At 61.7% G+C, this 26,699-nt stretch carries 21 protein-coding genes, 1 pseudogene and 2 riboswitches; of the genes and pseudogenes, 8 read left to right on the top strand and 14 right to left on the bottom strand.

Annotation, left to right across the window (positions count from 1 at the left end; translation table 11 throughout):
* Positions 1 to 2: 2 nt before the first annotated feature.
* Positions 3 to 377: a hypothetical protein gene (locus tag ACSKB9_RS16880; RefSeq protein WP_438074334.1), complete on the bottom strand. Its 375-nt coding sequence runs from the start codon at positions 375 to 377 to the stop codon at positions 3 to 5.
* 481 nt (positions 378 to 858) lie between these two features.
* Between ACSKB9_RS16880 and nifH the strand changes: the two genes are divergently transcribed.
* From nifH to ACSKB9_RS16845, 7 genes are all read left to right on the top strand, one after another.
* The gene (gene nifH / locus ACSKB9_RS16875) at positions 859 to 1,743 is read left to right on the top strand and encodes a nitrogenase iron protein (RefSeq protein WP_283088357.1); all 885 of its coding nucleotides are present in this window, start codon (positions 859 to 861) and stop codon (positions 1,741 to 1,743) included.
* Between the two features lie 151 nt (positions 1,744 to 1,894).
* Positions 1,895 to 2,611: a nitrogen fixation protein NifQ gene (locus ACSKB9_RS16870; protein WP_438074332.1), complete on the top strand. Its 717-nt coding sequence runs from the start codon at positions 1,895 to 1,897 to the stop codon at positions 2,609 to 2,611.
* Between the two features lie 382 nt (positions 2,612 to 2,993).
* Positions 2,994 to 4,166 (top strand): homocitrate synthase, encoded by a 1,173-nt coding sequence (gene nifV / locus ACSKB9_RS16865; protein WP_438080256.1) that lies wholly within the window; start codon positions 2,994 to 2,996, stop codon positions 4,164 to 4,166.
* 239 nt (positions 4,167 to 4,405) lie between these two features.
* A complete protein-coding gene (gene nifW, locus ACSKB9_RS16860; RefSeq protein ID WP_438074331.1) occupies positions 4,406 to 4,762 on the top strand; it encodes a nitrogenase stabilizing/protective protein NifW in 357 nt (118 codons plus the stop codon).
* Positions 4,763 to 5,806: 1,044 nt separating this feature from the next.
* Entirely contained in the window at positions 5,807 to 6,916 is a 1,110-nt protein-coding gene (locus ACSKB9_RS16855; protein WP_438074329.1) for an electron transfer flavoprotein subunit alpha/FixB family protein, read from the top strand.
* Positions 6,917 to 6,925: 9 nt separating this feature from the next.
* Positions 6,926 to 8,233 (top strand): FAD-dependent oxidoreductase, encoded by a 1,308-nt coding sequence (locus ACSKB9_RS16850; protein WP_438074327.1) that lies wholly within the window; start codon positions 6,926 to 6,928, stop codon positions 8,231 to 8,233.
* A 50-nt stretch (positions 8,234 to 8,283) separates the two neighbouring features.
* Positions 8,284 to 8,583 (top strand): ferredoxin family protein, encoded by a 300-nt coding sequence (locus tag ACSKB9_RS16845; RefSeq protein WP_438074325.1) that lies wholly within the window; start codon positions 8,284 to 8,286, stop codon positions 8,581 to 8,583.
* 1,077 nt (positions 8,584 to 9,660) lie between these two features.
* Here ACSKB9_RS16845 and ACSKB9_RS16840 read toward each other — a convergent pair.
* From ACSKB9_RS16840 to ACSKB9_RS16780, 13 genes and pseudogenes are all read right to left on the bottom strand, one after another.
* Positions 9,661 to 10,209, bottom strand: a complete 549-nt coding sequence (locus tag ACSKB9_RS16840) for a carboxymuconolactone decarboxylase family protein (RefSeq protein WP_438074323.1) — start codon at positions 10,207 to 10,209, stop codon at positions 9,661 to 9,663.
* 6 nt (positions 10,210 to 10,215) lie between these two features.
* Complete coding sequence (locus ACSKB9_RS16835; protein WP_438080254.1) at positions 10,216 to 10,770, bottom strand: peroxiredoxin; 555 nt, start codon at positions 10,768 to 10,770, stop codon at positions 10,216 to 10,218.
* A gap of 1,202 nt (positions 10,771 to 11,972) precedes the next feature.
* Positions 11,973 to 12,875: a terpene synthase family protein gene (locus tag ACSKB9_RS16830; RefSeq protein ID WP_411784408.1), complete on the bottom strand. Its 903-nt coding sequence runs from the start codon at positions 12,873 to 12,875 to the stop codon at positions 11,973 to 11,975.
* On the bottom strand, positions 12,872 to 14,416 hold the full coding sequence (locus ACSKB9_RS16825; protein WP_438080253.1) for a hypothetical protein: 1,545 nt from the start codon (positions 14,414 to 14,416) through the stop codon (positions 12,872 to 12,874). Before ACSKB9_RS16825 ends, ACSKB9_RS16830 begins: the two co-directional genes overlap by 4 nt.
* Before the next feature lie 149 nt (positions 14,417 to 14,565).
* Entirely contained in the window at positions 14,566 to 15,573 is a 1,008-nt protein-coding gene (locus ACSKB9_RS16820) for a polyprenyl synthetase family protein (protein WP_438074321.1), read from the bottom strand.
* A gap of 88 nt (positions 15,574 to 15,661) precedes the next feature.
* A pseudogene (locus tag ACSKB9_RS16815) lies at positions 15,662 to 17,002 on the bottom strand (cytochrome P450); the annotation flags it as partial.
* A complete protein-coding gene (locus tag ACSKB9_RS16810; protein ID WP_438074319.1) occupies positions 17,002 to 17,847 on the bottom strand; it encodes an SDR family oxidoreductase in 846 nt (281 codons plus the stop codon). The gene ACSKB9_RS16810 and the pseudogene ACSKB9_RS16815, both read right to left, overlap by 1 nt.
* On the bottom strand, positions 17,834 to 18,142 hold the full coding sequence (locus tag ACSKB9_RS16805) for a ferredoxin (protein WP_411784405.1): 309 nt from the start codon (positions 18,140 to 18,142) through the stop codon (positions 17,834 to 17,836). The genes ACSKB9_RS16810 and ACSKB9_RS16805 overlap by 14 nt, the downstream gene beginning before the upstream one ends.
* A gap of 1 nt (position 18,143) precedes the next feature.
* A complete protein-coding gene (locus ACSKB9_RS16800) occupies positions 18,144 to 19,433 on the bottom strand; it encodes a cytochrome P450 (RefSeq protein ID WP_438074316.1) in 1,290 nt (429 codons plus the stop codon).
* An 86-nt stretch (positions 19,434 to 19,519) separates the two neighbouring features.
* Positions 19,520 to 20,722 (bottom strand): cytochrome P450, encoded by a 1,203-nt coding sequence (locus ACSKB9_RS16795; protein ID WP_438074315.1) that lies wholly within the window; start codon positions 20,720 to 20,722, stop codon positions 19,520 to 19,522.
* A gap of 568 nt (positions 20,723 to 21,290) precedes the next feature.
* Positions 21,291 to 21,488: a hypothetical protein gene (locus ACSKB9_RS16790; RefSeq protein ID WP_438074314.1), complete on the bottom strand. Its 198-nt coding sequence runs from the start codon at positions 21,486 to 21,488 to the stop codon at positions 21,291 to 21,293.
* A gap of 17 nt (positions 21,489 to 21,505) precedes the next feature.
* The gene (metE, locus tag ACSKB9_RS16785; protein ID WP_438074313.1) at positions 21,506 to 23,851 is read right to left on the bottom strand and encodes a 5-methyltetrahydropteroyltriglutamate--homocysteine S-methyltransferase; all 2,346 of its coding nucleotides are present in this window, start codon (positions 23,849 to 23,851) and stop codon (positions 21,506 to 21,508) included.
* A gap of 111 nt (positions 23,852 to 23,962) precedes the next feature.
* Positions 23,963 to 24,182: riboswitch (cobalamin riboswitch) on the bottom strand.
* 532 nt (positions 24,183 to 24,714) lie between these two features.
* The gene (locus ACSKB9_RS16780; protein ID WP_438074312.1) at positions 24,715 to 25,512 is read right to left on the bottom strand and encodes a glycosyl hydrolase; all 798 of its coding nucleotides are present in this window, start codon (positions 25,510 to 25,512) and stop codon (positions 24,715 to 24,717) included.
* A 188-nt stretch (positions 25,513 to 25,700) separates the two neighbouring features.
* Between ACSKB9_RS16780 and ACSKB9_RS16775 the strand changes: the two genes are divergently transcribed.
* On the top strand, positions 25,701 to 25,970 hold the full coding sequence (locus ACSKB9_RS16775; protein ID WP_438074311.1) for a hypothetical protein: 270 nt from the start codon (positions 25,701 to 25,703) through the stop codon (positions 25,968 to 25,970).
* Between the two features lie 456 nt (positions 25,971 to 26,426).
* Positions 26,427 to 26,648, top strand: a riboswitch (cobalamin riboswitch).
* The last annotated feature ends 51 nt before the right edge of the window (positions 26,649 to 26,699 follow it).

The raw sequence follows: 26,699 nt of genomic DNA, 5'->3' as shown, positions 1-26,699 counted from the left end.
ACCTATTCGAGCGCGCCTGGCTGAACGATCGATGCGGCGCCGGCGCAGTCGAGAACGGCATCGAGCTTGTTGCGGACTGCTGCCAAGATCGGTGGCCTGCTGTGCACACCGGGCGCGCCGGCCGTGATGCGGCCGACCGTGGTGGCCCTGTCTGATGCGTCGCAGACGATGGGGATTCCAGCGCCAGGACATTGGGCCGCCATTTCGCTGATCAGCGCCGGCTGTTCCGAGCGGCCGAACGGCACCACATCCCCTATCGGCCAATCGACGCTCGCGGCAACAACCTTTTCCCGCGTTGCAAGCTGGTGCGTCTCGATCCCATCATGGGAGATGCGTCGCAAGGCCGCGTGGGCGATGTTGTCATCGATCAGGCACATCGGCCGCTCGGCCATTCCCTTCGACGTTTCACTCCCGACCTGCATTGTCGCGTTCCTCCGCCAACGGTCCACCGCAAAGGTCGATTGGCAATTCCCGTTCCACGCTTGAACGCATCGAAAGAGCCCGCGGCAAGCACGGCCTTGACCCATCTGACATTTGCGAGGCTTGTTCGGTTTCCGACAGGCGGGCTCAAGTCTTGTCAGGTAGAAAACAGCACGAATCTGCAGCCCGACAAGCAGGGATCCTCCGTGGGTGCGTGAGTTTGCAAAACCTATTCAGACGCTTAAGCGAGCGCGGACAAGTGCTGGCACGGCTGTTGCTATAGGGGTGACACAACACTGAGTGAGGGCTGAGTGCACGCAGACGCACAAGACGAGCGATGCGCTCCTTCCCTTGAACCCGTGGACCCCGTTTCTGAGAAGAAACGATCGCGCGCAGAGTAGCGCGCAATGTTTGGCAAATCGGTTGATGGAGAGCAACATGTCTTCACTGAGGCAAATCGCATTTTACGGCAAGGGTGGCATCGGCAAATCGACCACCTCGCAGAACACGCTGGCAGCGCTCGCCGAGATGGGTCAAAAGATCCTGATTGTGGGCTGTGATCCAAAGGCGGACTCGACCCGCCTGATCCTGCATGCCAAGGCGCAGGACACGATCCTAAGTCTGGCGGCGAACGCCGGCAGCGTCGAGGACCTCGAACTCGAGGACGTGATGAAGATCGGCTACAAGGACATCCGCTGCGTGGAATCGGGCGGGCCCGAGCCGGGTGTCGGCTGTGCAGGGCGCGGCGTCATCACCTCGATCAATTTCCTGGAGGAGAATGGCGCTTACGAGGGCATTGACTATGTCTCTTATGACGTGCTCGGCGACGTTGTCTGTGGCGGCTTTGCGATGCCAATCCGCGAGAACAAGGCGCAGGAGATCTATATCGTGATGTCCGGCGAGATGATGGCGATGTACGCCGCCAACAACATCTCCAAGGGCATTCTGAAATACGCCAACTCCGGCGGCGTGCGGCTGGGCGGCCTGGTCTGCAACGAGCGACAGACCGATAAGGAGCTGGAACTGGCCGAGGCGCTGGCGAAGAAGCTCGGAACCACGCTGATCTATTTCGTGCCGCGCGACAACATCGTCCAGCATGCGGAATTGCGCCGGATGACGGTGCTGGAGTATGCGCCGGACTCTCAGCAGGCCGATCACTATCGCAATCTCGCGACCAAGGTCCACAACAACGGCGGCAAAGGCGTCATCCCGACGCCGATCTCCATGGACGAACTCGAGGACATGCTGATGGAGCACGGCATCATGAAGGCGGTTGACGAATCCATTGTCGGCAAGACCGCCGCCGAGCTCGCTGCCTCGTAAAGGTGGCGACTCGTGGCCTCGTAAGGGCGCGCGAGCGGGTGCCGGTCTCCCCAATTTCCCCCCATCCCGGGAGACCGGCATTCCGACGAAAGACACCTCACCAGGATGGGATGCGGCGCAGCATACTTGGACCCGCGGTGGAAAGGACCACATGTTTGAAGCGAAGTTGCTTCCGCCATTAATTGGTGGTGCGACCGCCGCGCGCGAAAACGTGCACAAAGGTATTGCAACCTACCACCTGCTCACTGGAGCGTCCCCCGCAGACGCCGAGATAGTTGCCGACAGCGACTTCGATCGCCACGTGCTGGCAGCTATTCTGGCAGCGTCCTCGATGGACGGTGGTCCACTTCCCGAGAAAGCCGGCCTGGCAGCCCATGAACTGGCGGCGCTGTTGGAACAGTACTTCCCGTCGATTGAGATCAAAACCGAACAGTCGGCCGCGTGTTTTGAGTCCAATGTGTCCGACGAGGTCGCAATGGTGCGTGATCTCTTGCTCTCGCGACGATCGACGGAAGGGGATATTGGCCGCTGGCTGGCTGCAATGATCGCGCGACGCGCCATCGAGCCGGATCACCTATGGGAAGACCTCGGATTGCGTAACCGAGACGAACTCTCTCGGCTTCTAAGTCGCCATTTCGCGCCGCTCGCGGCGTGCAATATCAACAATATGCGATGGAAGCGGTTCTTCTATCGCACGCTATGCGAGGACGAGGGCCTCGTGATGTGTACGACGCCGGTGTGCACCCAATGTAACGATTTCGACGTCTGCTTTGGCGATGAAAGCGGCGAGAGCCGGATGGCCGAGCGCCGGCGCGACGTTCTGTTGCAGGCGGAGAGCCAGATCGTCGCCGGTGACTGGCCAATCTGACGCGGGCGCCGGACGTCTGTCGGCTAGCTTTCCAGAGGCTTCACGATGAGCGGGCGAGCCGGCCGAATTCGTCTTAATTCTGATGGGCTTTGTCCTGACGGGCTTTGTCGCAGATAGGCTGCAAGGTTGTTACGCGAGCGCAGGCTGGCAAGCCACCATGTGTTCCGCGGAGATATCGCTGTCCATTTGTAATGCAAGCCGAGATGAACGAGAGCTCGGCGAGGCGGAATTCAAGTTGACGCGTCCGCTCTGCACCCTCGTCGCGTTTGCGACAATCCAATCCGGACAAAGACATATCTACCAATCGGCTGGTGTCATTGCCGGCGTGGCATGCCGGTTGCTGGAGCACTCCGTGGTCAAACCCAGCAAGGAGATTCGCGTGATCGCTGCCGCCGCAACCGTCGCCAAACCGTCGTGGTCCGAATTGGCAACGGCCAAACCGATCGTGCTCAACGACACGACATTGCGCGACGGCGAGCAGGCGCCTGGCGTTGCGTTCACCGCCGACGAAAAGCTGGCGATAGCACGGGCGCTGGCGAGGGCGGGGGTCACCGAAGTCGAGGCCGGGACGCCGGCCATGGGCAGTGAGGAGATCGCTGCCATCCGCGGCATCGTCGAAGCGGGTCTCCCGCTCACCACCATTGGCTGGTGCCGGATGCGAGAGGCCGATGTCGATGCGGCGATCGAGGCCAAGGTATCCATGGTCAACATGTCGATCCCCGCCTCCGACGTGCAAATCGCGGCCAAGATTGGCGGCAACCGCGAATTGGCGCTGGAGCGAATGAAGCGAGTGGTTGGCTACGCCTGTGAGCGAGGGCTCAAGGTCGCTGTCGGCGGCGAGGACTTTTCCCGCGCCGATATCGAGTTTCTCATCACCCTGGTCGCAACTGCAAAAGAGGCAGGTGCGCGGCGCTTTCGCATTGCCGATACGCTCAGCGTGCTTGATCCAGATTCAACTCGCGCGCTGGTCGGACATTTGCGAGCGGCCACTGATCTCGAGCTCGAGTTTCACGGCCATGACGATCTCGGGCTCGCGACTGCCAACACGCTCGCTGCCATCAAAGCCGGTGCGAGCCATGCCTCGGTGACGGTCATTGGGCTCGGCGAGCGTGCAGGAAACGCGCCGCTGGAGGAGGTCGCAGTCGCGCTAAAACAGCTCTACGGACGGCAGACCAGCATCATACTGCCGGAGCTCGAGAACGTCGCTGCGGTGGTCGCGACCGCGGCAGCCCGTGCGATCCCTCTGAACAAGGCGATTGTCGGCGAGCATGTATTCACCCACGAATCCGGGATTCATGTCGACGGTCTGTTGAAGGATCAACGCACCTATCAGTGGCTTGACCCGCATTTGCTAGGCAGATCCAACCGTTTTGTGATCGGCAAACATTCTGGACTTTCGGCGATCACAACGCTGCTCGACGAATTTCAGCTTGCCGCCAGCGCCGATGAGGCAAGACAGATTCTGTCGAGGGTGCGGAAATATGCCGTTGAGAACAAACTGCCGGTTGGGCGTGAGACATTGGTTGCGATTTGGCGCGACGTCTGTGAACGCTGATTGAGCCATCGCGCGTGAGGTCATGTTCAGTATTGTCCCCGCCGGCCATTGCCAGCGTCCAAGTGGCCGACCGCGCGCGGCGCCTCGAGGAGGCGATGCGGTGCTGCTTGACCGCCCCGCGTTTTCTGAAGCCTTGGCTGGGCGATACGTCGGGTTCTGCGCGGCAAAGGTGCTGCAGGATTGTGCGGCTGTACCAGTTCCCGGCTGCACGCCAGGGGTTAAACGAAGGGAGAGTTTCGATGAGCGACACACCGGCGACAGGCATCTTGGAGCGGCTCAACGCGGCCGCCTCAGCAGAGGAGTTTTTTTCGCTTCTTGGCGTCGACTACGACTCCAAGATTCTCCACGTCGCACGCCTGCATATCTTGGGGCGCATGGGGCAACACCTCGCCAAGGAACAATTCGTCGGCGTTTCGGAACCAGAGGTTAAGGCACGGTGCAAGGCAATTCTGGAGCAGGCCTATGCCGATTTTGTGGTGTCGTCTCCAATCGACCAGAGAGTATTCAAGGTTTTGAAGGATGCGGTCGCAGAGCCCAAGAACACGGAGCCCAGGAGACCCGCCGCCTTCGTGCCATTGACTGTCCTGATGAAGTAGCCGCGTCGCCGCCTCGGTGCGGCTTGTTCCGCGCCACATTGTTATTACGGCGCCAGGCGCGGTCTTCGTCTTCATTAAGCTCAACTCGCTGCGCTCATTGCGCAAAGCGGCATTGTTGGATTCGCGACCATGTCAGGAGTCGTCGTGTGTTGAAACGTATCTCCACCAAATCACACCAAGCCATTGCTTTGACATCCGAATTTCGGTGACACCGGGACTGGTACGACACTTGCTGTTCTGCTGCCACGTCTGTCATTGACGACGTCCCTGCCGGCCCTTGTTCCAGATGAGATTTGGAGGAAGAACAATGACGTTGCCTTTGCTGCTCATTCCCAGTGCCGCGATCATTTCATGGCTCATGCTTACGCGGGCTACGTTCGGAAATCGCGTTCGTTGCAATTGAGGTCAGGGATTGACCGGAGATGGCGATCCGAAGCTAACCCAAGCATCCACGCGAGCATCTGGAGAAGGCATGCATACTGACGTCTGCATCAAGCAGGTCAACGAGTTCGCGCTGATCTTCCAACACCCCATGACCGGCGGCCTCATGTGTCAGGAGGACATATCATCATGCTGGTGTCGGATTTCTTTGCGCTGGAAGACGCGTACGAATTACATGACGGGTTCAGCGACAAGATTACCGCGCTCGCCACAATCAGCGCCTAGCGCCACGTCGAAGGCCGCGCGCGAGTGTTGCGCACAAATCGGAGCTGCCTGGTCAACGGTGCCGGAAGCGATAAGCCGGGCTGGCTGCGCCGGTACGGCCTACGCGGTGAGGCTGCCGCGGGCGCCGGCCGCGATATGGGGCGCGGAGAATGCTGGAGCCAAGGACATCTTCAAACCAGACCTGTCGAAACGTGACCTGTGCGGCAACCGGCCATCGCCGAGCGCTCATTTTTGCGCTGGGGCCGCGCCGGGAAGGCGAAGCCGGCGGCGGCAGCCGCGAAGCCGCTCCGGCACTGATCAGTCCATCTTCAAGGGGCAATCGAAGCTAGAGCGCGATCCTGTGGCGCGGGCGCGCTGGTTCTGAGGGGATTCATAGGTATGAGCAACGTCACCAAAGCTGCCACGCCGGCCGTGGGCGGCCGTGCCGCAGCCAAAAGAGAATTGCCGGAGCACTTCAAGGCCTACAAGCACGTCTGGGTCTTCGTCGAGCAGGAGCGCGGGCAGGTACATCCCGTTTCCTGGGAGCTGATGGGCGCGGGCCGCAGGCTTGCCGACAAGCTGAAGGTTGATCTCGCCGCAATCGTAATCGGTCCGGAGGGGGAGGCTACGCGCAATGCCGCGCTTGAATCGTTCTGCTATGGCGCTGATCTGAGCTATCTCGTGCCCGACAACATTCTGTCGGAGTATCGCAATGAATCATATACCAAGGCCCTGACGGAGCTTGTCAATGCCTACAAGCCAGAGATCCTGCTGCTCGGCGCCACCACGCTCGGTCGCGACCTGGCCGGATCCGTCGCGACGACGCTTCTGACAGGTCTGACGGCCGACTGCACTGAGCTCGATGTCGACGCTGATGGTTCGCTTGCGGCCACACGTCCGACCTTTGGCGGCTCGCTGCTCTGCACGATCTACACCTTGAATTACCGGCCGCAGATGGCAACCGTCCGCCCGCGCGTCATGCCGATGCCCGAGCGTGTCGAGCGCGATGCGTCCCGGATCATTATCCACCCGCTTGGTCTCGTTGAGGACGATATCGTCACCAAGGTGCTGTCGTTCATTCCGGACCGCGATTCCGAAACGTCCAATCTTGCCTATGCCGATGTCGTGGTCGCCGGCGGCTTGGGGCTGGGATCGCAGGACAACTTCCACCTGGTGCGCGAGCTCGCAACGGCCCTCGGCGCCGAATATGGTTGCTCGCGTCCTCTGGTGCAGAAGGGCTGGGTTTCGACTGACCGGCAAATTGGCCAGACCGGCAAGACCATTCGGCCAAAGCTTTATATTGCAGCTGGCATATCCGGCGCGATTCAGCACCGGGTTGGCGTGGAAGGTGCCGATCTGATTGTCGCAATCAATACCGACAAGAATGCGCCGATATTCGATTTCGCTCATATCGCCATTGTCAACGACGCCCTGCAGTTGTTGCCGGCGTTGACGGCCGCATTTCGAGCGCGGCTTTTGCCGCATTCGCGCGCCCGGGTCGCGAGCTAGGAGATTGTCATGATCGATGAGAGGTTCGACGCAATCGTCGTCGGCGCCGGGATGGCAGGCAACGCGGCGGCACTGACCATGGCCAAGCGCGGTTTGAAAGTCCTGCAGCTCGAGCGCGGCGAATATGCCGGCTCGAAGAATGTGCAGGGTGCGATCCTCTATGCCGACATGATGGAAAAGCTGATACCGGACTTCCGCGAGGAGGCACCGCTCGAACGTCATCTGGTCGAGCAGCGGTTCTGGATAATGGACGATCGTTCCCATCTTGGCGTGCAGTATCGCTCCGACGACTTCAACGAGGAGCGGCCGAACCGTTATACCATCATTCGCGCGCAGTTCGATAAATGGTTCTCGTCAAAAGTGCGGGAGGCTGGCGCGACCGTATTATGCGAGACGACAGTCACCGATCTGGCACGAGACGACCATGGAAGAGTGATCGGCGTTCGTACAGATCGGCGCGACGGCGAGATACACGCTGACGTCGTGGTGCTGGCCGAAGGGGTTATTGGCCTGCTTGGGACGCGTGCCGGTCTGCGCCCGCGGCCCGAGCCCGACAAGGTGGCATTGGCGGTGAAGGAAATGCACTTCTTGCCGCGCGAGACGATCGAGGCTCGCTTCAATCTCGAGGGCGACGAGGGTCTCGTGATTGAAGCCGCAGGTACCATATCCCGCGGCATGACGGGAATGGGTTTCATCTATGCCAACAAGGAGTGCATTTCGCTCGGTATCGGTTGCCTTGTTGCCGATTTCCAGCGCACCGGCGAGACGCCTTACGGGTTGCTCGATCACTTCAAGAGGCATCCATCCGTGGCGCCACTGATCGCAGGCTCCGAGGTCAAGGAATACTCCGCACATCTCATTCCCGAGGGCGGCTACAAGGCGATCCCGCAGCTCTATGGCGAGGGCTGGGTGGTGGCAGGCGACGCGGCGCAGCTCAACAACGCCGTCCATCGCGAAGGTTCTAATCTAGCGATGACCTCAGGCCGCATCGCCGCCGAAGCAATCTTCCAGGTGAAATCGCGCGGCGATCGCATGACCGCGAAAAATCTATCGCTCTACAAGAAGATGCTGGACGGTTCCTTCGTCATCAAGGATCTGAAGAAATACAAGGATTTGCCAACGCTGATGCACACCAATTCGCAAAACTATTTCCTCACCTATCCGCAACTGCTCTCAAGGGCGATGCAAAACTTCGTGCGTGTCGATGGTATGCCGAAGGCCGAGAAGGAAAAGATGACATTGAAATCCTTTGTAAAAGCGCGGTCGTGGACAGGTCTGTTCGGTGATGCATTCCGCTTCGCTCGCGCATGGCGCTGACCAAAGTCAGTCGAACAAACAAAGTCGATCCGAACAAAGGAGGCTAACACATGAATGCCGAGTTGCCCTCAATGCGCGTCGAGGACAAACTGTACTACAATCGCTATCTTGTCGACGTCGGCCGGCCCCACGTCAAGGTTCGCGCGCACGCGACGCCTTCGCCGCAGCTCCTTGCACTTCTGAAAGCCTGCCCCGCTCGCTGCTATGAGTTGAACGAGAAGGGGCAGGTCGAGGTCACCGTCGACGGTTGTATAGAGTGTGGCACATGCCGCATCATTTCCGGGCCAACCGGCGACATCGAGTGGACCTATCCGCGAGGTGGATATGGCGTGTTGTTCAAGTTTGGGTGAGGCTGAATGATCGCGGGTGACGCCAATGAGCGAGACGGTCCCGCCACGGTTCCAACACGGTTCTCCCTGGCTTGAGGCCGGTACCGGGCATAGTTTCTCCAGGTCGAAATCTGCAAGATCAGGCACGGCAAAAGCGTGGCAGCGCCATTTTCTCAGCGCGAGCTTGCGCGCTCATCTGCTCGGACCTGCAATGGCCACAGACGAGCTGGACAGAACAATGTTTCCGCGGGCCGTACGAAAGTCCCCTAAACCTAGCGGTTACCAACGAACTGTCATTCTTGATCAATATCCCAAGACATAAAAAGTTGTCGGGTGCGCAGAGCGGCGAACAACCTCGTGATCTGTCATATCCATCTGTGGTCATCGCGGTTTCGATAGTCCACCTTCTCAACACGATTCTAAAGAAGCGCTACACGCCGGAAAATGGAGAGATGCGCGGCTTACCCTGCAGCGGCTAGAGTTTCGGTCAATCGTCATGGCCGTAAAGCTATCGGAGGCAGAGCCCAATGAGCGATCGGACGTCTCGCGCTGAGAGTTATCGATCCGCAATCCTGACGTAGCGTGAGATTTGCATTTCGCATTGGTTCTGTTAGATGGGACAGGTCTGAGGGCCACCTAAGGGAATCATGATCAATGAAAAAATTGGTGTTTGTGACCGCCGTCGTGCTCGCAGCGGCGGTGCCGACTTTCGTCGCTGAGGCCGCCGGACCGGCGGACATCAATGAGCAGGTCGTGAATGACTCAGATATTTGCAGCGCTAGCCCGGAGATGGCTTGGGTCTGCCGAATCTTTAATTGCTTAGCCACCCCCGGGTGCAGATTGAACTAACAATAAACAGAAAATGAGGTCAATTTCCTAGTACGCTGCTTGAGGGCCACAGCAGTCCCATTCTCTTCGCGTGGAGATACACTGTCAGATGACGCGGGCGCGCCATTTTCAGTGTCCGCTCATCGTCGGTTCCGCTCGAGCGATTCAGGGCGTCGCTGACGAAGGGCCGGAGGGTAGATTTTGGGCAAGCATCAAGTTCCGAATGCTGCCCTCACCCCATCTGGTAAGAGAGCGGGCAGTGAGGTTAGATCACCCTGTCGTCGGGGCAGCGGGGTGCCCCGCCGCTTCGATCGCAACTGCAACCGACTGCACGATGGCGGCAAAACGCGCCGCAGTCTGGATCGTCTCAGTACTGACGCCTGCCGCACGCAGTACCTTCTCATGAGCGTCAATACAGGCGCCGCAGCCGTTTATGGCAGAGACCGCCAAGGACCAGAGTTCGAAATCGGACTTGTCCACGCCGCGATTACTAATCACGTTCATGCGCAGCCGCGCTGGCATCATCTTGTACTCGGGATTGGTGGCGAGGTGGACGAAGCGGTAATAGACGTTGTTCATCGCCATCACGGAAGCTGCAGATCTCGCAGCCGCGATCGCAACTGGGGTCATCACGGCGGCAGCAGCCAATTCCATCGCGGCGATCACGGCCGGATTACGGGTGGCTATCGCGCTCGCCAACAATAGCCCATACTGGCGCTGCGGCGACAGCGTCTCATCGGCGACCATCGACATCAGGTTGAGCCTGATGTCCTTTGCGAAGTCGGGGATCTGTTCCTTCAACTGCTCGATTGACGACATGCTACCTCAAGCAACGTTCAGCGTTTCGCCGCCGATCTCGCGGTTGCACGGGCAGAGTTCGTCGGTCTGGAGTGCGTCCAAGACGCGAAGCGTGTCCTTGGGGCTGCGGCCGACATTGAGATTGGTCGCATAGACGTGTTGGATGGTGTTGTCAGGATCAGCGATAAAGGTATATCGGTAAGCGACGCCCTCTGGCGAACGCACGCCAAGGCCATCGACCAGCGCTCCTGTGGTATCGGCAAATTGCCAGATCTGCAGATTTTGCAGGTCCTCATGTGAGCGTCGCCAAGCGAGCTTGCAGAATTCGTTGTCGGTCGAACCACCCAATACGACCGCATCGCGGTCGGCAAAATCCTTGGATAGCCGGGCAAACTCGGCGATTTCGGTCGGGCAGACAAACGTGAAATCCTTCGGGTAGAAGAAGATAATCTTCCATTTCCCGGAAAAGCTGTCTTCAGTCAAAGTTTCGAATGCGCTCTGTCCGTCTTCCTGTGGCGCGTGAAATCCAGGCTTTACGCCTGTGATTTCGAACGACGGCAACTTACTTCCAATTCCAAGCATATCGTCCTCCCGAGATTCCGTGCTTCCGCTATAAGCGAAGCAAGGCGTGTGCCACGTGATCTCGCGATGGAGTTGGTCGAGCAGCAAGCGGGATGGTTGCTGTTGGGGCATCTGATGCCATTGGTATGTTGGTTGGTTACTCGAGCATCGCCGTCCCGGCGTATTCGCCAGCATCTGCTTCATGCCGCTCGGCTATTGACCGGGGAGCTCATGCACCGTCAGTCGAAGCCGACGCGACGGGCGCCCTCAAATTCTGTTGAGTGGCGGCGGTCGAGATTGCGGGCAGAGGAGCCGCTCCTGGTGTTGGTTTCGGTGCAAGCTGATGCACCGCTGACCTCGCGCGCTTGGTCGGGCCGCACGAGGCATACGTTTGGACAGCCTAGCATTGACCGCTTTGGCGGCGAGGCTTTAGCGTGGCATGCCGAACGCGATACATTCAAAGCATTTGGTAGAGACTTCCATATATATATTGTTTCCAGGCTCGATGCTCATTTTTGACTTCGCTCGGTCGAGCCTTGCGTTGCGACCGACGACGAGCATGAAGCGCACGACGAGAGTGCCCACTATTGTCGAAAAGTTCACAACGCGCACCCCTCCGAATTCGCAATGATGCTTGCCGGTTGGCCAAAGCAAAATGGAAGGGCGAGGCGCATGCTTCCATTCTCCAACTTAGAGCCGACAAGCGGAAAAAAATGCAGCGCATTTGGTTTTGCCCGACGCAGACAGTGGACTGGCCGCAAGCAATGATAGGCGGCGAGGGTCGTTCGCCGCTAGGCGCAAATAGAATCACGTCCTCCCGCGCGTGTAGCGCTCAGCCTGGCGAGCACGACCAGCTAGTTCCTTGGCGTGGAGAAACGGTTGTACTCACGTTTTGGACGATTGACGGTTATTTCATGGTTGAGCAGAGCAGCAGTTGCTGCGAAGACGACGATCGCAGAGCGGTGGCGAAGAAACAGCAGCAAAAGAGCAGCTGATGGGCAACCGACTGATGGAAAGACCGATTAGAACACGACGGCAGGGAGGAAGCCGACCGAGAAGACGTCGGATATTCAAATCACGGAGGAAGCAGCACTGATGTCGTCCTAATTACTTTGAGTTCCTCAAGGGTCGGTGTCGGTCATGCTCGCTCCATCGGTCGCTTCGGGCGACGGCGTTGCGTTGGACCCGACGGCAGCGCGCGTACGCCGCGGTCTCCCGCGAGTTCAGACAGGCGTACGCTGGCCTCTCCTCGCAGCGTCGTTACGGTAGCGGCCGGTCGAGGTCTGGTAGTACTGCGCGCGGATGGCCGCCATGGCCTCGATCAATGGTCCCCACGGCGCGGGAAAGCGTTCTTCCGCCATTACGCGGTGCAGCATGCGAGTATAGCCGGCCAGCTCGTCGTTGAGGAATTCTACCACAGGCATATCCGGATAGCGCTGCAGCAGCAGAATCGCCGCATTGTCGACCTCGCCGGCCAACCTGTCCTTGTCGCGTCCAATAAGATCGTTCTGCAGGCGCCCTATCGCGGAGATGAGCCGCATGACCTGGCGAAACGCCGGACGCGCACGCAAGATCGCCATGTCTAGCCCCCACAGCAACGACAGGCAACAGAACACGTTCGCGTAGCCGATCGAATCGATGCCGTTGTGCAGGTACTCGGCGTAGGACCAGCGTTCCGCCCCTGCCGCCTGCGCGTGTCCGGCGCGCAGCGCCGCGCAATAGCACCTGGTATCGTCGAGAAGCTGAGCATAGTCGCGACGATCGTAGGCGAGCGCGGCCATTGAAGCGCGCAGCACGGCGCATCCCTCGAATCCGGGGAGCGCGCACGGCATGCCCTGCGCCAGCGCCTGCTCCGCCGCGGCGAGCTGCTCCGGCGCGATCAGGCCAAGGTCGTTGCAATCGTCGAGCCAGAACAGCAGCGCCAATTCGCGATAGAACGCCACGATCAGCGTTTCGTCCTGCGGATCGCGGCCGGTGCGGGCGCTGTTGTCGCGCAGGCTCGGCTGGATGCGCTGCAGGATGTACTGGCCGCCCCTAACCGCTTCCACGGCATGCTCATCGGCGAACCCCGTTAGGGAGCGCCCCCACTCCAGCACCTGCTGCAGCGCGCTTTCGGTCTGGCTCATGGCGCCGGTCCCTCGGCGTCGACGCGCCGTCCCCAATGAAGTGCCAGCCACAACCCGGCGAGTTCGGCCACACGCACGACCCGGGTGGGGCAATACAGTTCCTTGCCGATCCACAACGGCGTCTGCGGCAATGCATGCGCCGCATGGCGGGCGAGCATCCACTCCCGTGCGCCCGCCACCGCCTGCGCGATGCGCCAGCGCGCTGTCGGCTCTTCGCTCCCGTCCATCACGTGCAACGCGAACAGCGCATAGGCGGTTTCCTCGAATGTGGACGCGCGACCGGCGCCCCAGCTGCCGTCGTCGCGCTGGGCCTGAAGTAGCGCCGCCAGCGCATACTCGTCGCGCCACTGGGGCTTACCTTGCGCCAGCGCAGCGACGGCATGGGCGGTGGGATACAGCCACGAGACGTGCCATTTTTCGTTGTCCCATAGACCGTGCGAGTTGCGATTGGCCTCGACGTAGGCGCTAGTGCCAGCGGCGGGTTTTCCCAGTAGTCGCAACGCATGCAGGGCATGGATGTTGGTCGACACCGAGGCATTGCGCTCGCCGGGGAAGGTGACGAACAGCTCGCCGATTTCGAAATGGCGCAACGCACTGATCGCCGGGTCGCGGCCTGCAAGGCGCAGGACGCACAACGCAACGGCGGTGTCGTCCGCGTCGGCGGCGAAGTGCAAGGCCGGGCCCAGACCGCGCACGCTCAGGCGGGTGTCGAGCTGCGCGACGATCACGCGCACCGCATCGGCGAGCGCGGGATGCGCGAACAGCCTGGCCAGATGCAGGGTGTATAGCGACCAGCTTGGCTCGAACACATTGATCGGCCAGACGTTGGGAACGACACCTTCGATGCCGCTGCGCGTCGCCCGAGAAGCCGCCTGCAGATACGCGTCGGCGCGCCCGACCTGCGGCGTGCTCCCTTGTATCGCGGCGTGCGCACGCCACGCGGCGGTGGCCGCCGGACTGATGCCGATGCTGCCGTCGTCATCCGGGCATGCGGAGGTCGGCGACGTCCCCCAGGCTTCCCAGGAGTGCAGCAACGGATGGCCGCTCGGCAACATCGCCACCGCCCCCAGCTTGACCAGGCACGCTTGCTGCAGCGGCAACAGCGCCGGGTGGCGCGGAAACGCCACGCCGCCTAGCAAGGATGCGGCCTCGCCGCAAAGCTGCGGCAGGATCAGCTCCACGCCGATCGGCGCGTCTTCCGGCACCGCATGCGCGTAGGGGTCGGACTGGCGCCAGAGGAACTGGGTTGCAGCTTGGACTGCGTTCGCAGCGCCGAAAAGAGGATCGGCACGCTGTAATGCCAGCAACGCCGCCCATGTGGGCGTATGGCGGAACAGCGGGAAGTCCGCGCTTCCCCATCCGCCATCGGCCTGTTGCTGCGCGATGAGCCACGCGTATGCATCCTGCCGACCGGTGATGTTGCCGTGGAACTGCAGAGTTCGCGCCGTGTCGTAGACCGAGGGACCGACACTGCCCCCATCGCTCATCTCGCGCAGCAGGTGGCGCAATTCGGAAAGGATCTGTTCGGACAGCGCGTTCAGCGGGAAGTTCCTTCTGCAAACGGTTGTCGAGGCAGACACGGCGGCCGTGCAGGGCAACCGCTGCGATCGGCGCCGTGGACTCGGTCGTAGTGCAGCAGGCACCGCTGCCGATCGCAGCGGTATTGGGGCGCCTCCATGCGGACGGGCGCTCATGCGCATGGCGCGTGCTCAAACAGAAACGCGTTGGCCCGCTGCAGGATCTGCGCCAACCGTTCCGCACGCAGCCCCAGCGGGACGATGGCCTCCCCGGCGTCACGCAACAGATCCGACGCGAACTGGCGCGCCGCCTGCAGCCCCATGATCGACGCACAGGTCGGCTTCTGCGCCGCCGCGTCCTTGCCGGGAGTTTTGCCCAGCGTCGCGGTATCCGCTGTCGCGTCGAGAATGTCGTCGATCACCTGCAACGCTAGGCCGAAACAGGCGCCGTAGCGATCGAGCGCACAGTACAGCGCTGCGTGCGCGGCATCATCCGAGATGGCGCATAGCGCGCCCATGCGAACGGACGCGCGCACTAGCGCTCCGCACTTCATCCGGTGCATCGCCACGATCTTGTCCAGCTCGACGTGCTTTCCAACCAGCGACAAATCCATGGCCTGCCCGCCTGCGGCACCCTCGGCTGACACCGCCTGCGCTAGTTCGCGTACGAGCGCGATACGGTGGTCGCCCGGCGTTTCCAGGCTCGCCAGGATCATGAAGGCATGCGCCTGCAGCGCATCGCCGACCAAGATCGCAGTGGCTTCGCCGAACTTGACGTGCACGGTCGGAAGGCCGCGGCGAAGCACGTCGTCGTCCATTGCGGGCAGGTCGTCGTGAACCAGGGTACAGGCGTGCATCATCTCGATGGCGGCGCCGACTTCGTCGAGCACGTGTGCTGACGTGTCGGCCAGCGCGCCTGCAGCCATGCAGAGCAACGCGCGGGTGCGCTTCCCGCCTTGCAGGGTGGCGTAGCGCATCGCCGCCATCAGCTCGGTCTCACCGTCGTATTCGGCGCAGAGACGACGCGCCAGCGCCTGTTCGACGCGCTTTGCGCCGTCCTGCATCCAGATCTCCGGCGGCAGCCTGCCGATTTCGCCGTGCACCCGTGCGCCCAATCCGCCAAGCGCGCAAACGCCAATCCGCTGCTCAAGTAGCCTGGAACCGGTCTGCATGTTGTTCATGTCCTTGTACCCGACAGGAGACGGCCACGGCGAGCCGCGAGCCGCCGACGCCTCGCCACACGGGGCACGTGATACGATGCCAGCTCATGGAGAATCCGATGCGGATTGTCATGGACGGACGTGCGATCGGGTAGTAGCGCCGGCCTTTTTCGACGCCATTCAGCAACCGCGGGCGTACCCCTGCCTTGTGCATGGTCAGCGCCAAGGCAATGCAGAACTGCACTAACTCCAGCCATACCAAGTGGTAGCCGATGCAGACGTGTGGGCCGGTACCGAACTGCAGCATGTCCACCGGTCGGATCGGCTCCGTGCGTTGCAACCAGCGCGCCAGGCGGAATTGATCAGGCGCCTCGTGCAGCTGCGCCGAGGTCGAGAAATGCAGCAGCGGGATGCACAGATCGGTGCTCGCGGGAATGCGCCGTTGGCCAAGTTGCAAATCCTGTAGCGCACGGCGCACCAGGAGCGTGGTAGCCGGATGCACGCGCAATGTCTCGCGGAACAGCGCCTCGGCGACCGGATACTGCGCCAGGTCCGCGTGCCGGGTCGGCACCGCGCCCACACATTGCGCCTCCTCGACCAGGGCGTCCCACAGCTCAGGCTGTCGCGCCAGCTCGATCACCATCCAGGCCATCGTCGAGGCGGCGGTGTCGTGACCGCCAAGCAGCAGCAAGCGGATATTCGCGACTAGGACGTCATCGGAGAGCGCATCGTCGCTGCGATCGAAGGCACTGACCATGTCGTTGATCAACCCGGTGCGCGGGGCATGCAGGCGCGCATCGCGGACGAACTGCCGCAACTGCGCGTCGATCCAGTCCCGGGCGGCGCGGCCGCGCCGCAAGGGTAGTCCGGGCAGGTCGACCGGGGGCGCCACGATCAACTGCAGCAGTTGCTGGTACTTGCGATGCCATTCCGGCAGGTCGTGCGCGGGGATTCCCATCAGGCTGAAGATGAGCTTGAGCATCAAGCCGCCCGTTTCGCGCAGGATAGTTACGTTGCCGCGATCCCGCCACGCCTGCACCCGCTCCCATATGATGGGCGCGAACAGCTCCCCGATGCCGGCCTCGGCAAGCCCATTGGGTAGGAACGCCGCCTTAATGGGATCGCGCGCCTGCCGGTGAGCGCCGCCGTCCTGGGCAACCAACGTTCCGCCAAACAATTCGGGCGCGATGTCTTCGATCACCGCCGAGGACACGTCCTTGTGCCGGAGCAGTGCGAACGCATCCAGATCCACACAGGTCATCAGCTGTCCGGCAGGGCCGAAATCCAACCAGAAGTGGCTGCCCAGCGTCCGTTCGGCGCGCCGTAGCAGGCGCGGCAGGTCGCAGACGATGGCGGGAAGATGTCCAATCAGAGGGAAAGCGCCGGGCACGACCGGGATGTCGTGCCGAAGCCGGTGCCGACGGTTCAGCGGGTTGAGCAGCATGTCTATCAGCCGCGCGGCACCGTGACCGCATCGGCGGTGTGGCCGGCAGGCCGCGCTGCGCCGCTGTTGCCACCGTCGGCGTACGTCGGCACATGCGCCAGCATGCCGCCATCGATGCACACGACCTGGCCGGTGATGAACGCAGCATCGTCGGAGAGCAGGAACGCCACCAGCGCCGCTACGTCCTCGGGGCGGCCGACCCGCGGCAGGAGCTGATGCCGGCGCAGATGCCGTTGCATGCGCTCGTCCAGCTTGGCGAGGAGACGCTCGGTCATAATGAGACCTGGCGCAACCGCGTTGCAGCGGATCTGCACATGACCGTACTGAGTGGCGAGCGAGCCCGATAGCATGTTCATCGCCGCCTTCGAGGCGGCGTAGGACGTCTGCGCGGTGTCACCGCTGAGCCCCTGGCACGAAGACATGTTGACGATCGCTCCACCGCCGCGGGCGATCATCCGTGGGATGGCCTCCCGACAGCAGAGCAGCGTGCCGCGCAGATTGGTCGCCATGGTCTGATCCCAGACCGTCAGGTCCAGGTCGAGGATCGCGCGGTCGCGCGGTGTCAGATGCATGGCGCTCGCGTTGTTCACCAGCAGGTCGACCCCACCGAATTGCCGCTCCGCCGTCTCGAACAGCGCTGCCACCGCCTGCGCATCGGCGATGTCCATGGCCAGGGCCAGCGCGTGGCCAGCTTCGGACGCGATCTGCGCGGTGCAAGCGATGGCCGCCGAACCATCAATGTCGGCCACCACCACTCTGCAGCCCTCGCGCGCGATGGCGAGGGCGCATGCCTTGCCGATGCCGGCGCCGGCGCCAGTCACCACGGCCACCTTTCCTTCAAATCGTCCCATCGTGTCGTCCTGGATTGCGTTGGCCTCTCGCGGCATGCCGCTCCGCCTCGGCCGGAAAAGGCGCGGGGTCGGCGCTGGCGCGTTCCTCATCGCCGACGTCGCTTTCGATGACCCGAATGGCGGCGACCGGACACTGGCTGGCTGCGAGCCGCACGTCGGCGTGCAGTGCCTGCGGGATCGTCGCCACGCACACTTCGGCTACGCCGTCCGGTTTGCGCTGGCGAAAGGCGCCCGGCAACGTCAGCACGCACTGCCCGGTGGTTCCGCACAGATCCTGGTCGACCACGACGCGCATCTCAGCCCCCCTGCGCATGCAGCCGCACCGGCAGCGCGCGGAACGTTCGAAGGAACGCGGAGGGCGCCCGGATCGGCTGCTCGGCCAAAGCCAGCGTGGGAAAACGCGCCTGGATCGGCGGCAGGCTCTCGGCCAACTGCACCCGGGCCAGTTGCGCACCGAGGCAGAAGTGGATGCCGTGGCCGAAGCTGAGCATGATCTTCCCGTCGGTCGACATGCCTGGACTGGTGCCGTAGAACCGCGCGGGATCGAAGCGGTCGGGATCGGCGAAGGCGTTCGGGTCGCGATTGCCGGCCGCGAGTAGCAAGCGCACGTCCGCGTTCTTCGGGATCACCACGCCGCCCAGTTCGATGTCGCGCTGGGCAATGCGCGGAATGGAGCTGAACATGGCGGGCGCGTCGCAGCGCAGGACTTCTTCGACGAATGCCTTCACCCCCACGGCGTCTCCGTGCAGCCAGTGTCGCTGTTCGGGATACGCCAGCATCGCGAGGACCGCATTGTCGATGGTCGCGGCAGTGGTGACAAAGCCGCCCAGCAGCATGCCCCACAGCATGCTGATCAACTCCGCATCCGACAGCGTGTCGGCATCGTCGTCGTGGGTACCGACCAGCATCGATACGATGTCGTCGTGGGGATCGGTGCGCTTGCGCTGTACGAGGTCGCCGAAGTAGGCCTGCACCCTGGCGCTGGCCGCGTCCGCCGCGGCGAGCTGGTGATCGCTGGCATGCGGGCTCAGGCCTTCCAAAATCGCGCCGACGCCGGCGGCGAGCCCGAACATGTCGTCCTGCGGCATGCCAAACAGTTCGGCGAAGACCAGCACCGGCAAGGTCAGCGCGAATTCCCGATGCAGGTCCACTGCCTCCCCACGCTCCAGCGCGGGAGTCATGCCGTCCAGGCGCGCTGCGACGATGCGCGCGATGCTGGGCCGCAGGTTGTTGATCTGACGCATGGTGAAATCGCGCGAGATCAGCCGGCGCAGACGCGTATGCGTCGGCGGGTCCTTCATCGCTAGCGTGGACGCCAGTAGATTGAGCGACAGGCTGGTGGCCGCACGCGGAAAATAGCGCGCCAGTTCGCCCGGCGCCGGTCCCCGAAACGCATCGCCCGTGGCCGTGAGGGCCCAGTAGATGTCGGCGTGGCGGCTCAAGAGAAACAGGCCAGACGCTGAGCGATGCACCGGATCGTGCTCGCGCAACCACCGCATGAACGGATACGGGTCGTGGAGGCACCCTGGCGACGCCAGTTCGGCGAAGGCATCCCGACATGCTGCCGTGGCATCTTGCACGTCCATTTTGGTACCCTATTGGCTGGCTGTTCTGACGGGAGCGCGTGCCGGCAAATTGCAGAGAAGGTTGCGATCCCCAGCGGGTCCGCGCATCACCAGAGCACCGGAAACGCCTCGAACCCGCCAGTGATGATCTTCTTGCGCAACTTCAGTTCTTCGGGCGCCACGGCCAGGCGCAGTGCAGGAAAACGCCGGAAGATCGAACCGAACACTACCTTGAGTTCGAGTCTCGCCAGCGCTGCGCCGATGCAGTGGTGCGGTCCGTAAGAGAACGCCAGGTGCGGATTTTCCTCGCGTCCGATGTCGAAGTTTTCCGGGGCGTCGAAATGGCGTGGATCAAACGACGTCACCGGCAGGCCGACCAGCACCTTGCTCTCCGCGGCAATATGCGCGCCCGCGATGGTCACATCGGTCCTCGGATAGCGCATGATGCCGTCCCAGCCGGCGCCCGGCGGGTACATGCGCAGGATTTCCTCCACCGCCTTGTCCACCAGGGATGGATCGCCGACCAGGCGTTTGCGCTGTTGCGGATGGCGGAACATAGCCAGCAGGCCGAATTCGATTTGCGCGACGGTGCTCTCGTGCCCTGCCACCAGCATGCCCGCAGCCAAGCCGATCGCCTCTTCCTCGGTTGCCTTGCCCTGGTCTACCGCCGTGAGCAGATCCGTCAGCAGGTTGTCGCCCGGATCCTGGCGCTTGTCCCGCATCTTGCCGCGAATGTAGGCGCGCAGTTCTTCCCAGGCCTGGCGCGACGCGCTGCGCGGGCCGCTTTCATGCTGGTGCGTCATCACTTCGTCGGACAGCTCGGCGAAAAAGGCGTGATCCTCGTAGAGCACGCCCATCAGCGCGCTGATGACCATGGTCGGAAGCGGAAAGGAGAGGTGGCGCCGCAGATCGGCGGGCTGGGACTGGGCCGCCAGCGTCTCGAACAGCTGCGCGGCGATCGCCTCAACCTGCTGTTCAAGCAGCTTCACCCTGCCGTCACTGAAGGCCGGCGCCACGATCGTGCGTAACCGGGCATGCTCGCCTCCCTCGTGCGAGACCAGCCACCCCTGCGAACCGAGAATCACCGAATCCGGGGTGAATGCCGCCGGCGGCATTCCCGCGGGCCGGAACTCCGCGTCCGACAGCACCGCCTTGGCCTCGTCGTAGCCTGTCACCCACCAGCCTTCGTGCCCCGATGGGAAGCGCACGCGGTGGATCGGCCCCTTGGCGCGTAGCGCCAACATCTCGGGCGACGGCTCGATGTGATCGACGCGCCACATCGGCAGCGTCGGCATGGGTTGTTCGGACATGATGTTACCCCACGAAGCGATGGAAGGGCGGAAGGTGACAGGCAGGCGCTGCGGGCCGCCGCTTCACGTGCGCTTGCGTTCACTTCCGTTCGTCGATGATATGATGACAGGCGGGGAACGCGGCCGGACCCTAGGGCCTCAATTCGGCTTTAGCCATCTACCGATTCTTGTAGTAGGCGAGCCAAAAGCCTGGTGGCGCGAAAATATGCGGAAAACTCTTCGCCATGCGCTGCCAAACGGAAACCTATTTCCGATGGGTATCCGCCTATGTTGGTTGGCCGCATGCGGCGTATCGCCGGACTCCGACCGCCGGACCACGGACTTGAAGGCGCGATGCTCGCCGCCGGCGTTGATTGGCGTCAGCTGTTCGAGGATCACGCATGCGGCGCGAAGGACCACCGCACTGGCTTGGCGCGTGCAAAACGCCCCTCTCGTGGAAATGGAGCGAATAGGCGTGCCCCACGGGATGCTGGGCCTCCAACCCGGTCAGCACCTTGAATCAGAACTCACCTAATTCGGGAATAACAAATCGAATCAGCCTCAGACGACCATGCTCCAACCTTGCGAGTCAGATGCGTTGTCCGGCAGACGTACCGAGGTGAAGCGCCAGAATCTCTTCTGGCGTTTCGTTCACCTCGATGGTTTGAGCGCCGACGAATTCGAGGATCGTCTTGTCGCGCTCGCGCGACATGCCGCTAACGAGCGAGACGTTGACATAGTCGGGTTCCGCTTTGCCGTAGCGGTTGCATTTGATCCAGAATTGCATCGGCAGCCTCCCTGGCATCAGCCTGCTGCCCGCAGCTCGCGCGCGGCCGCAACCATATTGACGAGCGCCGGCCGGACCTCATCCCATTTACGGGTTTTCAGGCCGCAATCCGGGTTGACCCAGAGCTGGTCGTCGGACAGGCGCTGCCGCGCCAGCTTGAGCAGCCCGGTCATGTCGGTCACCTCAGGCACACGCGGCGAGTGGATGTCGTAGACGCCGGGTCCGATCTCGTTCGGATAGCGGTAGTTCCGGAATGCGTCCAGCAGCTCCATCTTCGATCGCGATGTCTCGATCGAGATCACGTCCGCATCCATCGTGCCGATCGCGTCGATGATGTCGTTGAATTCCGAGTAGCACATATGGGTGTGGATCTGGGTCTCGTCCCCGACGCCGGACGAGCAGATGCGGAAGCATTCTACCGCCCAGTCGAGATAGGTTGCCCACTCTGAGCGCCGTAGCGGCAGGCCTTCGCGCAAGGCTGCCTCGTCGATCTGGATCATGCCAGCGCCGGCGCCTTCCAGGTCGATGACCTCGTCGCGGATCGCGAGCGCGATCTGGCGGCAGGCTTGGCTGCGCGGAATGTCGTCGCGGACGAACGACCAGTTCAGGATGGTGACCGGGCCGGTCAGCATCGCCTTCACCGGCTTTGTGGTGAGCGACTGCGAATACTGCCACCATTCGACCGTCATCGGCTTCGGGCGTGACACGTCACCGAACAGGATCGGCGGCCTGACATAGCGCGAGCCGTAGGACTGCACCCAGGCGTTCTCGGTGAAGACGAATCCTAAGAGCTGTTCACCGAAGTACTGCACCATGTCGTTGCGCTCGAACTCGCCATGGACGAGCACGTCGAGACCGATGCTTTCCTGCCAGCGCACGGTGCGTGCCGTCTGGTTCTGCAGGAAAGTCTTGTAGGCGGTATCGCTCAGGTCTCCCTTGGCATGCGAGGCGCGCGCTTTCCTGATTTCCTGGGTCTGCGGGAAAGAGCCGATCGTCGTCGTGGGGAAAGCTGGCAGGTTGAAGCGCGCGTGCTGCATCTCGGCTCGCTCCTCGAACCGACTGGCGCGCCGGCGCATTGCCTCGTCGATCCCGGCGATACGGCTTGCCACCTTCGCGTCGTGAATGCGCGGCGAGGTCTTGCGCGCTAGCGCGGCGGCGTCGGATGCCTCCAAGTCCTTTGTGATCGACCTGCGTCCGCTTGCAAATACCGTGCTGAGCGCAGCCAGCTCCTCGATCTTTTGCACGGAGAAGGCCAGCCAGCTCTTCACCTCGGCGTCGAGCTTGGCTTCCAGGGCGAGATCGATCGGCACATGCAGCAGCGAGCAGGAGGGTGCGATCTGCACACGGTCGTTGCCGAGCTTTGCGACGACTGGCTCAAGCCGGTCGAGGATTCTGCTCAGATCCGCACGCCAGATATTGCGGCCGTCGAGCACACCGAGCGAGACGACGCGGTCGGCGGGCAGGCGGGCGAGGTCGTCGAGCTGCTCGGGCGCGCGCACCAGGTCGAAATGCAGTCCCGTCACAGGAAGCGCGAACGCCGTGTCGCGGTTCTGGCCGAGGCCGCCGAAATAGCTCGCCAGCATGATCTTGATCTTCGGCACTGCCCTGGCGATTTCGGCGTAGGCACGCCGCAGCGCGTCATGAGCCGCCTCGTCGAGATCCAGCACCAGACAAGGCTCATCGATTTGCACCCATTCCGCGCCGCGGCTGGCAAGCTCCCGCAGCACCTCGACATAGACCGGCAGCAGCCGGTCCAGCAGCGACAGCGGCTCGAAGCCGGCATCCTTGCTCTTGGCGAGCTTGAGGAAGGTGACCGGACCGACCAGCACGGGTCGGGTCTGGTAGCCCAGCGCCTTGGCTTCCTCATATTCCTCGATCGGCTTGCGCGAGACGAGGCGGAATTGCTGATCCTTCGCGAGTTCCGGAACCATATAGTGGTAGTTGGTGTCGAACCACTTGGTCATTTCTTGCGCCGGCAGGCTTTGGCTATGATGGGCGTTGCCGCGGGGCGCATCGTGCGAGTTGTCTTGGACATCACCCTGGCTGCCGCGCGCCATCGCAAAATAGGTCGCAAGCGGTATTGGGCCGCTGGTCCAGCCATAGATAGCGGGGATCGCGCCAACCATCACCGAGGTGTCGAGCACCTGGTCGTAGAACGAGAAATCGTTCGACGGAATTACCGATACACCGAGCTTTTTCTGCCGCGCCCAGTTGGCGGTACGCAATCCGATCCCGGCTTCGATCAATGCCTTCTCGTCCGATGTGCCGGACCAGAAGCTTTCGAGCGCAAGCTTGAGCTCGCGGCGTGGACCGATGCGCGGCGTACCAAGAGTTGCGACCGCAAGTGAGGAGATAGAGGACATTGGCTTAACCCCAAAGTTGGGGGCAAAGGCCGTAGTGACACGTCTGGACTCCGCAAGGCGCGTTGAGGGGCGAGCGGGTCGCAACCGCACCACCGGGACACCCCGCCCGTGGACGTTTATGATGCCGAGGCAGGTCTCCTGGCTCGCGGGTCCTAGCTATCGTCCGGCCTTCCCGAAGCTCGCGCTTCAGTGGCTGAAATGGACGATGGCTCGCCGCTTACAGTTGCGGGGGCAGCGCCGGCATTGCATCGTTCCGAAGAACCTGCGCACCGGCTTCCCTCTTAGCTCCAGGTCAATCGGGATCTGGAGAACCTCAACGGTTTCGATTACCTGCAAGGGAGGGACTGCGTCAACCCTCAGAAATTATGGTCGCTGCGGCATCCCGAAGGGAATGATGCTCTGTACGGACGAGAATAGAGTGACTTGTAGTGGCAACTCAATGATTGCGTAGAATTCTGCGCCCATCTGGATGCTTTCGACAACCATGTGCGCGTTGTCATCCGCGAAATGGCGGAATAACGTCTGATTGCGCCTTGCTGGCAACCCAACGCGGACGCTGGCCAATGACCATCGCGCAGCCGCGCAGCCGATGGCCTCAAACTCAGCGGCCGTGAAGAAAGGGCCCTATCCTGCCGATGTCGGAGGCCGTGATGGAGTGGCTACCGGCGCCGGCGGCCCTCTCGCTCTTCAGTGTGACAGCCGGAGCAGCTTATTCCGAGCGGAACTAGAAATTCGGGTCGAAGTGCTCGGAGACGCTGTCGACCATGAGGCAGAGCATCCGCGCAGGCTTATGTTCCACGAAATGGCGTTCGAGCCGTTTGCGGCTGGTGCCCTTCAGATCTCACGTCCCAGGAGGCAGATATTCACTTCGAGGTCACGGTCCAGTTGTTGAAATTGAAATTCATCCCCCCGGGAGAGGAGGTGATCTCGACGCCGTATTGCACGCTACCGACGTTTATGTCGCCGAAATAGCCCGTCGACTTGATCCACTGCAGGATACTCTTGATGTCCACTGTCCCGCTGTTGGTCTTCGAAGTGCACAGGAGTGAGATGACTTTGTGACCATTGAAGCCTTCAAACACGTTCCAAGTCGCCCCGCCTGCATGGATATTGCGATAAGCCGGGATCGCCGCCCCGGAAGAGTCATAGTGATATGAAATCGGCTTTACGTTGCCGCTGCCGTCTGGGTTTCCGGTGTAGTTTGTCCAGAGCATAATCTCCTGCTGTTTTGAGCTGTCCCAGATATCGTAGGCGACGTCCCAAGCGCCACCAGCAGGAACAACCTGGTTGAAGCTCGAGCTTAGAGTGTTGATTGAACTGAGCGGTTTGCCGATATTGAATGACTCGTGCGGATAGCTCTTGATGCCTTTCGAATTAGGCTGGTTCGACCACACGCCCCACCGGTTGGCTTCATACACCGAAATCGTCTGAGGCCCAGCGCCAGCGCCCCATATGTCGTTGTTCCAGGAGTATCCATTGCGTGAGAAGTTCCCGTACGGAGCACTCGAACTCCAAATCGGAGTCTTTGCCGATACAGGCGCGGCGGACGATGACCTGACTTGATTCACAGTCTGGCTAAATAATTCATAATTCTCCCGTGTGCTGACGTCCCAAGTTTGGGACCCGCGCGAGAGGGCACCGTTTATCCGATTGGAATCCATAGGGCTCTCCTTGCTCTCATAAGCGACAAGGCATCGTTCCGATCGGCCTAGCGCCTACCCTAGGTTCGTGACCAAGCTCAGGCGTGGGCGGCAAGGGCATCTACAGACCAAGTCCGATGCTAGGAAGGTCAGCTTTCGAGAAGCTGACTAAGGCCTCGACACTGAGGTTTTGGGTCGTTGAAATTGACTTGATCTGGCTGAAGGGCTTGGACGGCGCACGCCATTTTGCGCGAGCCTTTTCGGTTGTGAGCATCCAATTGACGCAGGCGTGGTTGACATTGCAACGTTTTGACGAGGTGTGGGAAACTGTCGATGCGTCTATCGAGGCATTGGCGGGCGAGAATGCCGATCTCGATCTCAACAATGTTCAGCCCCCAGGGCGCGCTCTGGGACATAGTGGAACTCCAATCGGGCGCAGTTTCCGCCACGCCAAGTCGGCCGAAAAACGCCTTATGTAGGACGCCGACCGGAAACTAAAGTTGGGTGGTTTCAGCGGGTTGTGACTTTTCCAGGTGTGCGATGCCATCGGAGAAGTAGATGACCTCGACCGAATTCATCCCCTGTCAGCATGACAGACGAGAGCACCGCTATGAAAGCGATGTACGATTCTGGAAGGGGATTGATCGCGCTGTTGATGCCAAGGCCGAACAACGTCGGGCGACCGCACTAGACCCGCATACGATCGGTAAGGGCGCCTTTCGTAATCAAAGACCACCATTGCTCGAAAGAGCTGGCTACCCGTGCCCGATACGCAAGTTCGAGGCAAAGCGTCCGCATCACCCGGTCGAGGTTTGGGCTGGACGAGAAGGCGAGCGCCTTAAAGCTTCCCGCCAGTCGCTCACGGGCCTTGGGATAAGCTTGCAGAAATTTTGGAAAGGCCATCTTGCGGTCGTTGACATTCCCTTCCAAATCGCACCAGATATAGCTGTCGACGGTCCATCGTATCGCAAGATTTGGTGGCTAAGAGGGAAGCCGGTGAAGTACGGATCGATCCGTAAAATCCGGCGCTGCCCCCGCAACTGTAAGCAGTGAGTTGCTCTCGCCCTGTTAAGTCACTGATGCCGCGAGGCATTGGGAAGACAAGGGAGCAACGGCGACCTGCGAGCCAGGAGACCTGCCGCGACACCAAACACGTCCACGGGCGGGGTGTCCCGGCGGTCGCTTGCACAGCCATGCCGGCGACGCTT

Source organism: Bradyrhizobium sp. BR 1433, from assembly GCF_051547665.1.
Classification (GTDB): domain Bacteria; phylum Pseudomonadota; class Alphaproteobacteria; order Rhizobiales; family Xanthobacteraceae; genus Bradyrhizobium; species Bradyrhizobium australafricanum.
The sequence above is the reverse complement of the archived record's forward strand: the minus strand, read 5'-3'. Positions and strand labels throughout refer to the sequence as shown.